The sequence below is a fragment of the Rhodobacter capsulatus genome (genome assembly GCF_052363175.1).
GTDB lineage: Bacteria > Pseudomonadota > Alphaproteobacteria > Rhodobacterales > Rhodobacteraceae > Rhodobacter > Rhodobacter capsulatus_D.
On record NZ_CP198946.1, the window covers coordinates 647,261 to 660,336 of the forward strand.

Below are 13,076 nucleotides of genomic sequence, written 5' to 3' on the forward strand. Positions count from 1 at the left end.
ATAACGCGCAACCGGAGCCCTGTCATGACCGAGACCGACACCCTGCTGACCGAGATCGAGCGGCTGGGCACGAAACTGGGCGCGGCCCGTGCCTCGGTGAACCGCCGGTTCATCGGGCAGGAGCGCGTGGTCGAGCTGACCTTGGCGGCGCTTTTGTCGGGCGGTCATGCGCTCTTGGTGGGCCTGCCGGGTCTGGGCAAGACGATGCTTGTTGACACGCTGGCGACCGTGATGGGCTTGGCGCCTGCGCGGATCCAGTTCACGCCCGATCTGATGCCCGCCGATATCCTCGGCTCCGAGGTGCTGGAAACCGCCGCCGATGGCACGCGGGCGTTTCGCTTCCTTGAAGGGCCGATCTTCTGCCAGCTCCTGATGGCCGATGAAATCAACCGCGCCAGCCCGCGCACGCAATCGGCGCTCTTGCAGGCGATGCAGGAGCGCGAAGTGACGGTGGCGGGCGTGCATCGTCCGCTTGGACCGCCCTTCCATGTGCTCGCGACGCAAAACCCGATCGAGCAGGAGGGGACCTATCCGCTGCCCGAGGCGCAGCTCGACCGGTTCCTCGTGCAGGTCGATGTCGAGTATCCGACCCGCGCGACGGAACGCGACATTCTTCTGGCGACGACCGGGATCGAGGCCGCCAATGCCATCGCCGTCTTCACCCCGGCCGAGCTGATCGCGGCGCAGCAGCTTGTCCGCCGCATGCCGGTCGGCGATCGCGTGGTCGAGGCGATCCTTGATCTGGTCCGCGCCTGCCGCCCCGGCGAGCCCGAGGCGCTGCCCGTCGTCCGCGACAGCCTCGCCTGGGGCCCCGGTCCGCGCGCGGCGCAGGCGCTGATGCTGACGGTGCGGGCCCGCGCGCTGCTCAACGGTCGGCTTGCCCCCGGCATCGATGATGTGGCCGCGCTCGCCCGTCCGGTGCTCAGCCACCGCATGGCGCTGACCTTCGCCGCGCGCGCCCGCGGTGAAACCCTGTCGGCGATCATCGCCCGCGCCGTGACCGAGGTTCTTGGCACGGATGCCGAGGCCGCCGCGTGAGCGAAGCCCGTCCCGACGAGGCGGCGCGCGATCTGCGCCGGGCGGCCGAGGCGGAAGCCGCGGCGCTGCCCGCACTTTTGATCGCGGCCGAACATCTCGCCAACACCGTGCAGATGGGCGGCCATGGGCGTCGACGCGCGGGCGCGGGCGAGGAATTCTGGCAATACCGCCCGGCCCATTCCGGCGATGCCGCCCGCTTCGTCGACTGGCGCCGCTCGGCCCGCTCCGACAGCCAATTCGTCCGAGAACGCGAGGCGCAGCTGGCGCAATCTCTCTGCCTTTGGGTCGATCCGGCGGCCTCGATGCGCTTTTCTGGCGCCGAGACCGGCCGCAAGGCCCGCCCCGAGAAATTAGCCCGCGCCCGGCTTCTGGCGCTGTCGCTGGCCATTTCCGCGCTGCGGGCCGGGGAACGGGTTGGGCTGACGAGCCCGCTCGCCCCGCCGCGTCCGGGCAAGGCGCAGCTTCTGACCCTTGCGCAGGCGCTGATGGCCGAAAGCTCGGCACTCGATTACGCCGCCCCCGATCTGTCTGCCGTCGCCCCGCAGGCGCGGGTGGTGGTGCTCTCCGATTTCTTCGCCGATCCTGCCGGGCTGGAAACCGCGCTTCTCGGCGCGGCCGAGCGCGGCGTGAGCGGCGTGCTGCTGCAAGTGCTCGATCCTGCCGAGGAAGACTTTCCCTATGACGGTCGCACCGTCTTCACCTCGATGGCGGGCGGGCTGCGCTTTGAAACCCGCGAGGCGGGCGATCTGCGCGCCCGCTATCGCGCCCGGCTGGCGGAACGACGCGACCGCATCGCCCGCATCGCCGAGCGCGCGGGCTTCGCCTTTTCGAGCCATCACACCGGCGTTCCCGCACAGACCGCGCTTTTGTGGCTGCACGGCGCCCTTGCGGGGGGCTGGCGATGACGATGCTTGGCCCGCTTGGCTTCAACGCGCCGTGGTTGCTGCTTGGCCTCGTCGCCCTGCCGCTGCTGTGGTGGTTGCTGCGCGCCACCCCGCCCGCGCCGATCCGGCGCCGCTTCCCCGGGGTCGCGCTGCTTCTGGGCCTCGCCGATGAAACGGTGCAGGCCGAGCGCACGCCCTGGTGGCTCTTGGCCCTGCGGATGCTGGCGCTCGCCGCTGCGATCCTTGGGTTTGCCGGGCCGATCCTGAACCCCGAGCCGGTCGTTCCCGGGCGCGGGCCGCTTCTGATCGTTGAGGATGGCAGCTGGGCCTCGGCCGCCGATTGGCCGCGCCGGATCGAGCGGCTCACCCGCGCGCTGACCGAGGCGAGCGCCGCGGGCCGTCCGGTCGCGCTTATTTCGCTCGCCGATCCGCCGCCCGCGGCCCCGCCTTTCACCGAGGCCGCCGATCTGATCGACACCCTGCCCGGGGTGCAGCCGAAGCCCTGGGAGCCCTCAATCGACCTTGATCCGGCAAAGCTTCTGCCCGCGGGGCGCTATGACACGCTTTGGCTTTCGGATGGGCTTGACCGTGCAAGCCGCGCGCCGCTGGTGAAGGCGGTGCAGGCGCATGGCACGCTGAAAGTCTGGCAGCCTGCGGTGCCGGTGCTGGCGCTCGGCTCGGCCACGGTCGACGGCGCAAAGTTGAAGCTGCCGCTCTCAGCCTCGGCGCCGCTCAGTCGCACCTTTGAAGTCGCCGCGCTGGGCGCCGATCCCTCGGGGCTCGAACGCGAACTCGCCCGTCAACCCGTCACCCTGAAGGACGCCGCGCAGGCCGAGGCGATCTTCGATCTGCCCCCCGAATTGCGCAACCGCATCACCCGCTTCGAGATCTCCGGCCTGCGTTCGGCCGGGGCCGTCAGCCTGACCGACGATGCGCTGAAGCGGCGCAAGGTGGCGCTGATTTCCGCCAGCTCCGCCCGCGAGGGGCTCGAGCTGCTCGCCCCCACCCATTACCTGCATCAGGCGCTTGCCCCCTCGGCCGATCTGATCGAGGCGACCCTGGCCGATGCCCTGCCGGTGAAGCCCGATGTGATCATTCTGGCTGATGTGGGCGAGGTCGCGGAAAGCGCCGAGTTGCAGGACTGGGTCGAAAAGGGCGGCATGCTGATCCGGTTTGCCGGGCCGCGGCTGGCGGCGGTCGACACTTCGGCCGATCCGCTGCTGCCGGTGCGTCTGCGGCAGGGCGGCCGCTCGGTCGGTGGCACGATGAGCTGGGGCGAGCCGCGCAAGCTGGCGCCCTTTGCCGAGACCTCGCCCTTTGCCGGGCTGGTGGTCCCCGACGAGGTCACCGTTCGCGAACAGGTTCTGGCCGAACCCGACCCCGATCTGGGCGCGCGCACGATTGCGGCGCTGGCCGATGGCACGCCCCTGGTTACCCGCAAGACGATGGGGCAGGGGGCAGTCGTGCTTTTCCACGTCACGGCGAATGCCGAATGGTCGAATCTGCCGCTCTCGGGGCTTTTTCCGCAGATGCTGGAGCGGCTTTCGGTCTCCGCCCGTCCCGCCGCCCCCTCGGCCGAGGATCTGGCCGGGCAGACCTTTACGCCTTTGAAACGCCTCGACGGCTTTGGCCTTTTGACCGCGACCGAGGCGGAAGCGGGCGTCAAGGGCGAGGATCTGGCCGAAGGCCCCCCCGGCCCCGATCTGCCGCCCGGGCTTTACGGCACCGAAGATCAGGTTCTGGCGCTGAACACCCTGCCGCGCGGGCGCCAGCTGACCCCTGCGCTCTGGCCCGCAGGTGTGGCGATCGAGGGCGAGGCCGCGCCGAAGCAGATGTCGCTCGCCGGGTTTGCGTTGGCTGCCGCGCTCGTCGCTTTGCTGCTCGACATTCTAGCGACGCTCGCGCTTTCGGGGCGCTTGCGCGGCCCGCGCGCGGCGGCGGTGATTGCGCTGGCCGCGCTGCTGATGCCGAGTCCACCGCAGGCCGAGACCATGCCCGAGGCCCGGGCGATCGAGGCCGCCTCGAACGTCGTCTTTGCCTATGTGCCGACGGGCGATGCCGCGATCGATCAGGTCTCGATGGCCGGGCTGCGCGGCCTGAGCCAGACCTTGACCCGCCGCACCACGGTCGAGCCGTCCGAGCCGATGCAGCTTGATCTGGCAACCGATGATCTGGCGCTGTTCACCCTGATCTACTGGCCGGTCTCCGAAACCTCGCCCACGCCCTCGCCCGCGGCTTACGTCAAGCTCAACCGCTATCTGCGCGGCGGCGGCATGATCCTGTTTGACACCCGCGACGCCGATCTCGCGGGTATGGGCGCGGCCACCGAAACCGGGCGGCGGTTGCAGGCGCTGGCCGCGCCGCTTGATATTCCGCCGCTCGAACCCCTGCCGCGCGATCATGTGCTGACGCGCAGCTTCTATCTGCTGCAGACCATGCCCGGCCGCTACGATGGCCCGATCTGGGTCGAGGCCGCGCCCGCCGATGCCGAACAGGCCGAGGGGATGCCGTTTCGCAACCTCAATGACGGCGTGACCCCGATGGTGATCGGCGGCAACGACTGGGCCTCGGCCTGGGCGGTCGATGACGTGGGCCAGCCGATGTTTCCGATCGGCCGCGGTCAGGCGGGCGAGCGCCAGCGCGAGATTGCCGATCGGTTCGGGGTCAATCTGGTCATGCATGTGCTGACCGGGAATTACAAATCCGATCAGGTGCATGTGCCTGCGCTTCTGGAAAGGCTCGGGCAATGAACGGGGTCTCGGTCGTTTTCGCGCCGCTCTTGCCCTGGCCGGTGCTGGCTGTCTTGGCCGCTCTCGCAGCGCTGCTGATCGCAGTTGCGCTTTGGCGCGGGCTGCGGGGCTGGGCCCTGCGCGGGCTGGCGGCTTTGGCGCTTTTGGGCGGGTTGGCGCAGCCCTCGGTCCAGCACGAGGAAAAGACGCCGCTCTCGGATATCGTGCTGCTGGTCGATGACCGCTCCGCCTCGCAGACGCTGTCGGACCGCACCGCGCAGACCGATGCGGCGCTGACCAAGCTTTCGGCCGAGATTACCGCGCTGCCCAATACCGAGCTGCGCCGCGCCACCGTGCCGGATGGGGCGAAGAACGCGGGAACACAGCTTGGCGCGGTGCTGTCGGAAGCGCTGGCGGCCGAGCCGCGCGGGCGCGTCGCGGGGGTGATCGTGCTCTCGGATGGCCGCTTGCACGACCCCGAAACGCTGCCCGATCTGCCCGCGCCGCTGCATCTTCTGCGCACCGGCCATGCGCGCGACTGGGATCGTCGGCTTCTGATCGAGACCGCCCCGGCCTTTGGCATCATCGGCGAGGAAACGGTGCTCCGCCTGAAGGTCGAGGATACGGGTGCCGTTCCGGCCGCGGCGGGATCGACGGCGCGGCTGTCGATCTCGATCGATGGCGAGGTGCCGCAGGACTATCCGGTGACGGTCGGGCAGGATCTGGAGCTGCCGCTGAAGCTGGAGCACGGCGGGCAGAATGTCGTGCAGTTCCGTCTGGACCCCGCGCCGGGGCAGCTGACCGCCCGCAATGACAGCGCCATCGTCAGCATCAACGGCGTGCGCGATCGGCTGCGGGTGCTTCTGGTCTCGGGCCAGCCGCATGCGGGCGAGCGGACCTGGCGCAACCTGCTGAAATCCGATGCCGGGGTGGATCTGGTGCATTTCACCATCCTGCGGCCGCCGGAGAAACAGGATGGCACGCCTGTCTCGGAACTGTCGCTGATCGCCTTTCCGACGCAGGAGCTTTTCCTCGACAAGATCGACGAATTCGACCTGATCATCTTCGACCGCTATGCCGAGCGCGGCATTCTTCCGGCCGGGTATTTCGAGAATATCCGCGATTATGTCGAACGCGGCGGGGCGGTGCTGGTCTCGGCCGGGCCGGAATTTGCCACGGTGGAAAGCCTGTGGCAGACGCCCTTGGGTGACATCCTGCCCGCGCGGCCGACGGGGCGGGTGCTGTCCGAAGCCTATCTGCCGCGCCCGACCGAGCTTGGCCTGCGCCATCCGGTGACGGCGGGGCTTGAAGGGGCGCCGCCGCCCGAGGGCGATGCGGGCGTGACCCATTGGGGCCGCTGGCTGCGGCAGATCGAGCTGACCGGCGCGCGCGGCGAGGTGGTGATGAAAGGCGCGCAAAACGCGCCGCTGTTGATTCTTGACCGGGCGGGCAAGGGGCGGGTGGCGCTTCTGGCGTCCGATCACGCCTGGCTTTGGGATCGCGGCTACGAGGGCGGCGGGCCGCAACTCGAGCTTTTGCGCCGCATCGCGCATTGGGCGATGAAGGAACCCGACCTTGAGGAAGAAGCGCTGCAGGCCGAGGTCGATCCGGGCAGTCTGTCGGTCACGATCACCCGGCGCACGATGAAGGACACGGCAAGCCCGGTGCAGATCACCCGGCCCGATGGCACGGTCGAAAGTCTGACCCTGCCGCAGGTCGAGCCGGGGCGGTTCGCGCAAAGCTGGACCGCGCCCGCCGAGGGGCTTTATCGGCTGAAACAGGACGATCTGGAGCGCGTGATGGCGCTGGGGCCTGCGAGCCCGCGCGAATATGAAACCCCGGTTGCCTCGGGCGAGGCTCTGGCGCCCGTGATCGCCGCCTCGGGCGGGTCGGAACAGGCGCTGGAGGACGGCATTCCTGATATCCGGCAAGTGCGCCCGGGCCGTGTGGCCGCGGGCCGGGGCTGGATCGGCGTCACCCCGCGCGAGGTTTCGGCCACGACCGACATCCGGCTGAGCGCGCTTTTGCCGGGCTGGGCCTGGCTTCTCGCCGTCGCGGCGCTGGCCCTCGCCGCCTGGCTGATCGAGGGACGGCGGCGGGGCGCTCAGCCGAGCTGATCGGCAAGGCAGCGCAGGAACAGGGCCGCGCCGACCGGGATCAGGCTGTCGGGGAAATCGTAATCGGAATTGTGCAGCCGGGGGCTATCCTCGCCCGCGCCCAGAAGCAGCATCGCCGAAGCGGCGACCGCGTCGAAACGGCCGAAATCCTCTGACGCCCGCATCGGCACTTCGGTCTCGGCCTCGGGGATCGCCTCGGCCGCCATCGCCGCGCGCAGGATCGCCACCGCTTCGGGCGCATTGGTGCAGGCGGTGAAGATGTCGTGATAGCTGATCGCAACGCCGAGGCCCGTGGCGGCCTCGGCCACCGCGCCCTCGGTTGCGGCCACAAGCGCCGCCATGCCCGCGTCGGTCTGCGTGCGCAGCGTCGCCCAAAGCTCGGCCTCGGCGGGGGCGATGCCGAAGGCGGGCTCGCCCAGCCGGGCATGGGTGATGGTCACCAGCGAAAACGCCGGGTCGGTGACCGGGCCGCCTTTGCCCAGAGGCGGCAGGCGCTCGATCAGCCGCGCAAGGGCGGGGGCGGGGGAGAGCCCCGTCTCTGGCTGCGCGGCATGGGCGGTCCGGCCGGTGAGCCGGATCCTGATCCCGCGCGAGGCGCAATTGGCAGGTCCCGGCTGCACCACGCCGTGGCCAAGCGCGAGGCCCGGATAATTGTGCAGCGACAGCGCGATGTCGGGGCGGATCTGGGCAAAGCGCGGATCGGCGATCACCGCCGCCGCCCCCGATCCGTCTTCTTCGGCGGGTTGGAACAGCAACACCGCACGGCCCCGCTGCGGTTTCTGCCGCGCAAGCCCGCGGGCCACCCCCGCCAGAATTGCCATATGGCCATCGTGGCCGCACAGATGCGCCTTGCCCGGCACCTCCGAGCGATGCGCGACGGTTCCGGTTTCGACGATCGGCAGCGCGTCGAGTTCGCAGCGGACCAGCACCGTCGGCCCGGGCTCGCCCCCCTCCCAGATCGCGGCGACGCCGTGACCGCCAAGGCCGGTCAAGAGCCGGTCGGGGCGGGAGGCCGTCAGTTCCGTCACGACGGCCTGCGCCGTCTGCGCCTCCTCGCCCGAAACCTCGGGGACGCGGTGCAGCGCCCGGCGCCAGGCGGTCAGTTCGATCACATCGGCATTGCTCAGGCGCGTCTGCATCAGCGCAACCCGATTTCGGCGAGCGCGGCCTGCAGATCGCGGGGCAGGGGGTCTTCGCGCTCGCGCCCGGCAACCAGATCGTGCGGCACATCGGCGGCGGCGAAGTAGCGCCAGCCCTGAAACGGCCGACGCGGCATCGCCTCGGTGCGGATCACTGCATTCTCCAGCACCAGCGCACAGCGCGAAATACCGTCGCTGCCAGTCACCTGCTGCAGGTCCAGAATCCGCTGCCGCGCCAAGATCACGCCCTTGATCACCCAATACAGCGATCCGCCCGCCAGCACTTCCTCGGCCCGTTTCGGCCACATCCGCGTGACATGCTGTGCCGGACCTGAGCCGAAATGCACCCGCTGCCAATCGATCAGATCCTCGACGCTTTCCGCGCCGACACAAAGCTTGAGGATATGCAGCGGTTGTGTCATTGCCTTCTTTCCTGTCCACAGCGCTTGGACCATTTGGTCGAAAATCGCTATAAGTGGTCTTCCGTTTCCTGTCATGCCACAATATAGAGTGCTTCGCTCGAGGGCAACGCGGTTGACCCGATGTTCTCGTCAACGTATCTTTAACCCTCTTCCCGCCCCCCTGCCGCTGCCAAAGGATATCTCATGACCCGTTTTGCCGCCCCCATTGCCGAACAGATCTGGGACATGAAATACCGCCTGAAAGACGGTAATGGTGCGCCTCTGGATGCGACGGTCGAAGACAGCTGGCGGCGGGTAGCGCGCGATCTGGCCTCGGTCGAGGCGGATCCCTCGCATTGGGAGCCGCGCTTTTACGCCGCGCTCGAAGATTTCAAATTCCTGCCCGCGGGGCGGATTCTGGCGGGCGCGGGCACCGGCCGGGCGGTGACGCTCTTCAACTGCTTCGTCATGGGGACGATCCCCGATTCGATGGGCGGCATCTTCGACATGCTGAAGGAAGCCGCGCTGACGATGCAGCAGGGCGGCGGCATCGGCTATGATTTCTCGACGATCCGGCCGCGCGGCGCGGCGGTGAAGGGGGTGGCGGCCGATGCCTCGGGGCCGCTCTCGTTCATGGATGTCTGGGATGCGATGTGCCGCACGATCATGTCGGCCGGGTCGCGGCGCGGTGCGATGATGGCGACGATGCGCTGCGACCACCCCGATATCGAGGCCTTCATCACCGCCAAGCAGGACTCGGCCCGGCTGCGGATGTTCAACCTGTCGGTGCTGATCACCGATGCCTTCATGGAAGCGGTAAAGGCCGACGGCCCGTGGGAGCTGGTCTTTGACGGCAAGGTCTATCACACGCTGAACGCCCGTGATCTGTGGAACAAGATCATGCGCGCGACCTATGATTTCGCGGAACCCGGCGTGATTTTCATCGACCGGATCAATGCGATGAACAACCTTGCGTATCTGGAGCAGATCGCGGCGACGAACCCCTGTGGCGAGCAACCGCTGCCGCCCTATGGCGCCTGCCTGCTCGGCTCGGTCAACCTTGCCCGGCTGGTTACGGCGCCCTTCACCGACAAGGCTGCGCTGGATCTGGCGGCTTTGGATGAACTCGTGCGCACCTCGGTGCGGATGATGGACAATGTCGTTGATGCGAGCCGCTTCCCGCTGCCGCAGCAGGAGGCGGAGGCGACGAACAAGCGCCGGATCGGGCTGGGGGTGACGGGTCTGGCCGATGCGCTTCTGATGCTGGGCCTGCGCTATGGCGACGACAAGGCCGCGGCGCAGACCGAAGCCTGGATGAAGGCGATTGCGCGGGCCGCCTATCTCGCCTCGGTCGATCTGGCGAAGGAAAAGGGCGCTTTCCCGCTGTTTGACGCCGAGAAATATCTGAACAGTGGCAACATGTTGCAGATGGACGAGGACGTGCGTCAGGCGATCGCCACGCATGGGATCCGCAATGCGCTGCTCACCTCGATCGCGCCGACCGGGACGATCTCGCTTTATGCGGGCAACGTGTCTTCGGGCATCGAGCCGGTCTTTGCCTATGCCTACACCCGCAAGGTGCTGCAAAAGGACGGCTCGCGGACCGAGGAAGAAGTGGTCGATTACGCGGTGAAGCTGTGGCGCGACATGAAGGGCGACGTGGCTCTGCCCGCGTATTTCGTCAATGCCCAGACGCTGGCGCCGATGGATCACGTCAAGATGCAGGCGGCGGCGCAGAAATGGATCGACTCGTCGATCTCGAAGACGATCAACTGCCCGGTGGACATTTCCTTTGACGACTTCAAGGACGTCTACATGGCGGCCTTCGAGAGTGGCTGCAAGGGCTGCACCACCTATCGGCCGAACGATGTGACGGGTTCGGTGCTGACTGTCTCCGAGACCTCGGAAAAGACCCCCGAAACCGACAAGGGCGCCGAGGTGGTCTATCTGACCGAACCGCTCGATCGGCCCGCGGCGCTCGAAGGGGCGACCTACAAGCTGAAATGGCCGGGATCGGAACATGCGATCTACATCACGGTGAACGACATCGTGCAGGGTGGGCATCGCCGCCCGTTCGAGGTCTTCATCAACTCGAAGAACATGGAGCATTACGCCTGGACGGTGGCGCTGACGCGGATGATCTCGGCGGTGTTCCGGCGCGGTGGCGATGTGAGCTTCGTGGTAGGCGAGTTGAAGGCGGTCTTCGACCCGCGCGGCGGGGCGTGGATGGCAGGGCAATACATCCCCTCGATCCTCGCCGCGATCGGCGGCGTGATCGAGCGCCATCTGGTGGCGACAGGCTTCATTGCGGGCGAGGGAATGGGGCTGAAAAGTGATCCCCGGGCCGAGGTGATGGAGATGGGTGAGGCCCCGCGGGGCGAGTCCTGCCCGTCGTGTGGAAGCTATGCGATGCGCAAGGTGGAAGGCTGCCAGACCTGTGCGGACTGCGGTCATTCCAAGTGTTCCGGCTGAACAGGGACGCGGTGCTGCGGGCGATGAAGGATCATCCGATCTCTCAACGCCGTGCCTGCGTCCTGATCGGTGTCGATCCGAAGACGGTGCGGCGCGAGAGGCCGCCCGATAACCCGGAAATCCGTGATCTTCAGGCGCTGCGCAGCCGACGCAATATCGCTCCAGTCATGCATGGGTACGTAAATCGGTGTGGCGCCAGTCAGCAAGCCATCGATGAAAGATCGCCCGGCCTGAATATCCCAAAGCGGCTTGTGCCCGGCCCCGCCCAGGGTCGGCGCAAAATATCCGTCCTGTCGCAGCAGGTCGAACTGTGACCGTGAGATCGAGAGCTTCTCACGCAATTCCGGGGCATTCGCCCCGGAGCGGAACGAGCGGATGGCGGTGGTGGAGGCAGATGGTCGCCGGGCGAAGCATCCAGTGGCCGCGGAGGGCCATGGCCTCAGGGGCGGGACCGTCGGCGCTCTCCGAGTCCTGGCGCAGGCAAATCGGACACCCGCGCACCGTGGTTTCTTTCACGGCCTTGAGGGCATTGCGGGAGATGGCTATCTGTTCGAGGTGACCGGAGCCTTCGTAGAGGGCGGTTTGCCGACGGCGATGTTGCGACATTGCACCCGCGGCAATCTGCGATAGCCGCTATTGGTGGATCTAATGGTGGACGACGCAACGCGCAATTTGCGGACATCGCGCATTGGAAGACGCGCTCAAAGCGACTCTATGAGCTCGGCCAACGCGGAAGATCCGCCGCCGCTGTTCGTCCTGCCTAACCTGCCGTTGACGCAAATCGCAGCGGTGTGATCGAGCACGCAAATTGTCTCGATTTGCAACGTGGTCAGATTTCGATGGCGGGGTTGCGCAAACGATGCATTTGCCCTGGGGGGCGCCATGTGTGCTCTGCTTCCTCGGGCAATTTTGCAAAGCTGTAACGCCTTGGTTAACGCGCTGTCACAGTTCGGTCGCAGGGTCCGCGCAACCTTGCAACCGGAGTGACCCATGTTCAGAACCGCTTCCTTCGTCACCCTGCTGACCGCGCTCGGCACGACCACGGCCTTGGCCCAGACCGAAATCACTTGGTGGCACGGCATGGGCGGGCGCAATGGCGAAGTGATCAACGAAGTTGCGCAGAAGTTCAACGATGCGCAAACCGCCTGCCACCTGACGCCGCTCTCGAAAGGCACCTACGAGGAAGCGCTGGCCGCCGGCATTGCCGCCTTCCGCTCGCGCGAGCAGCCCGACATCCTGCAGGTCTTCGATGCGGGCGCCGCCACGATCATCGCCGCCAAGGGCGCCACCATCCCGGCCGAGGATCTGCTGACCCAGGCTGGCAAGCCCTTTGACCGCAACGCCTTCATCCCCGGTGTGCGCAGCTTCTATGCCGACGCCTCGGGCAAGTTCATCGGCATGCCGTTCAACTCCTCGGCGCCGATCATGTATGTCAACACCGATGCTCTGGCCAAGGCGGGTGTCACCGCGCCGAAAACCTGGGAAGAGTTCGAGCTGATCGCGCCAAAGCTGAAGGAGGCGGGTTACATTCCGCTGACCGCCTCGCAGCTGACCTGGCAATTCGTCGAGAATTTCAAGTCGCGCAACAACCAGCAGTTTGCCAGCAACGGCAACGGCTATGACGCGACCGAGGGCACCGAGATCATTGTCGATGACGCCAATACGGTGATGATGTTCGACAAGCTCAAGGCCTGGGCCGATGCGGGCTATTTCGGCTTTTACGGCGCGGGCTGGGCGGATAACCAGAAGCCCTTCGAGGAAGGCAAGGCCGCGCTTTGGATCGGCTCGTCTGGCAGCTTCGGCGGCCTTGCGAAGACCGCCACCGCGCCGTTTTCCGCCGATTTCCTGCCCTATTGGCAATCGCTTGGCGAGGGCAAGCAAAGCTTCATCGGCGGTGCGGCGCTGTTCGCGATGGCAGGCAAACCGGCCGAGAACAATGCCTGCACGGCCGAGTTCTTCAGCTTCCTGACCCAGCCCGAGGTGCAGAAATTCTACCACGAGTCGACGGGTTACGTGCCGATCACCACCGCGGCCTATGAGCTGGCGAAATCCGAGGGTTGGTATGAAAGCCACCCGGTCGCCGAGGTGGGCATCAAGCAGCTGATGCTGCCCGCGGGCGAATGGACGAAGGGCTACCGGATGGGCTTCTTCCCGCAGATCCGCACCATCGAGGAACGCGAGTTCAACCGCATCTTCTCGGGCGAGGTCGCGCCGAAAGACGCGCTGGCCACGATCCAGACCGAGGCGAATGCGCTGCTGGCGAAATTCGCCAAGACCGCGAACTGAGCCGATCGAC

The 13,076-nt window shown here is 67.2% G+C and carries 9 protein-coding genes and 1 pseudogene; 7 read left to right on the top strand and 3 right to left on the bottom strand.

The features are described 5' to 3' along the window. Nucleotides 1-24: 24 nt before the first annotated feature. From ACTTAI_RS03960 to ACTTAI_RS03975, 4 genes are read left to right on the top strand one after another with little or no spacing between them, the layout of a single operon-like run. Entirely contained in the window at nt 25-1,038 is a 1,014-nt protein-coding gene (locus ACTTAI_RS03960) for an AAA family ATPase (protein WP_444454500.1), read from the top strand. Next, on the top strand, nt 1,035-1,943 hold the full coding sequence (locus ACTTAI_RS03965) for a DUF58 domain-containing protein (RefSeq protein WP_444454502.1): 909 nt from the start codon (nt 1,035-1,037) through the stop codon (nt 1,941-1,943). The genes ACTTAI_RS03960 and ACTTAI_RS03965 overlap by 4 nt, the downstream gene beginning before the upstream one ends. Then, entirely contained in the window at nt 1,940-4,672 is a 2,733-nt protein-coding gene (locus ACTTAI_RS03970; protein WP_444454504.1) for a DUF4159 domain-containing protein, read from the top strand. Before ACTTAI_RS03965 ends, ACTTAI_RS03970 begins: the two co-directional genes overlap by 4 nt. Further along, on the top strand, nt 4,669-6,768 hold the full coding sequence (locus tag ACTTAI_RS03975; RefSeq protein ID WP_444454506.1) for a hypothetical protein: 2,100 nt from the start codon (nt 4,669-4,671) through the stop codon (nt 6,766-6,768). The genes ACTTAI_RS03970 and ACTTAI_RS03975 overlap by 4 nt, the downstream gene beginning before the upstream one ends. Here ACTTAI_RS03975 and ACTTAI_RS03980 read toward each other — a convergent pair. Together ACTTAI_RS03980 and ACTTAI_RS03985 are read right to left on the bottom strand one after the other, a co-directional pair. After that, nucleotides 6,756-7,907, bottom strand: coding sequence for an amidohydrolase (locus tag ACTTAI_RS03980; protein ID WP_444454508.1), 1,152 nt, complete (start codon nt 7,905-7,907; stop codon nt 6,756-6,758). The two genes, ACTTAI_RS03975 and ACTTAI_RS03980, sit on opposite strands and share 13 nt — an antisense overlap. Continuing rightward, nucleotides 7,907-8,329, bottom strand: a complete 423-nt coding sequence (locus tag ACTTAI_RS03985) for a DUF1489 family protein (protein WP_444454510.1) — start codon at nt 8,327-8,329, stop codon at nt 7,907-7,909. The genes ACTTAI_RS03980 and ACTTAI_RS03985 overlap by 1 nt, the downstream gene beginning before the upstream one ends. 183 nt (nt 8,330-8,512) lie before the next feature. Between ACTTAI_RS03985 and ACTTAI_RS03990 the strand changes: the two genes are divergently transcribed. After that, the gene (locus tag ACTTAI_RS03990) at nt 8,513-10,780 is read left to right on the top strand and encodes an adenosylcobalamin-dependent ribonucleoside-diphosphate reductase (protein ID WP_444454512.1); all 2,268 of its coding nucleotides are present in this window, start codon (nt 8,513-8,515) and stop codon (nt 10,778-10,780) included. A gap of 2 nt (nt 10,781-10,782) precedes the next feature. Continuing rightward, nucleotides 10,783-10,908, top strand: a pseudogene (locus ACTTAI_RS03995) (IS3 family transposase); the annotation flags it as partial. 205 nt (nt 10,909-11,113) lie between these two features. Here ACTTAI_RS03995 and ACTTAI_RS04000 read toward each other — a convergent pair. Further along, on the bottom strand, nt 11,114-11,386 hold the full coding sequence (locus ACTTAI_RS04000; RefSeq protein ID WP_444454514.1) for a TniQ family protein: 273 nt from the start codon (nt 11,384-11,386) through the stop codon (nt 11,114-11,116). Nucleotides 11,387-11,770: 384 nt separating this feature from the next. Here ACTTAI_RS04000 and ACTTAI_RS04005 point away from each other — a divergent pair, with 384 nt between their 5' ends. After that, complete coding sequence (locus tag ACTTAI_RS04005; protein ID WP_444454516.1) at nt 11,771-13,066, top strand: extracellular solute-binding protein; 1,296 nt, start codon at nt 11,771-11,773, stop codon at nt 13,064-13,066. Nucleotides 13,067-13,076: the final 10 nt, after the last annotated feature.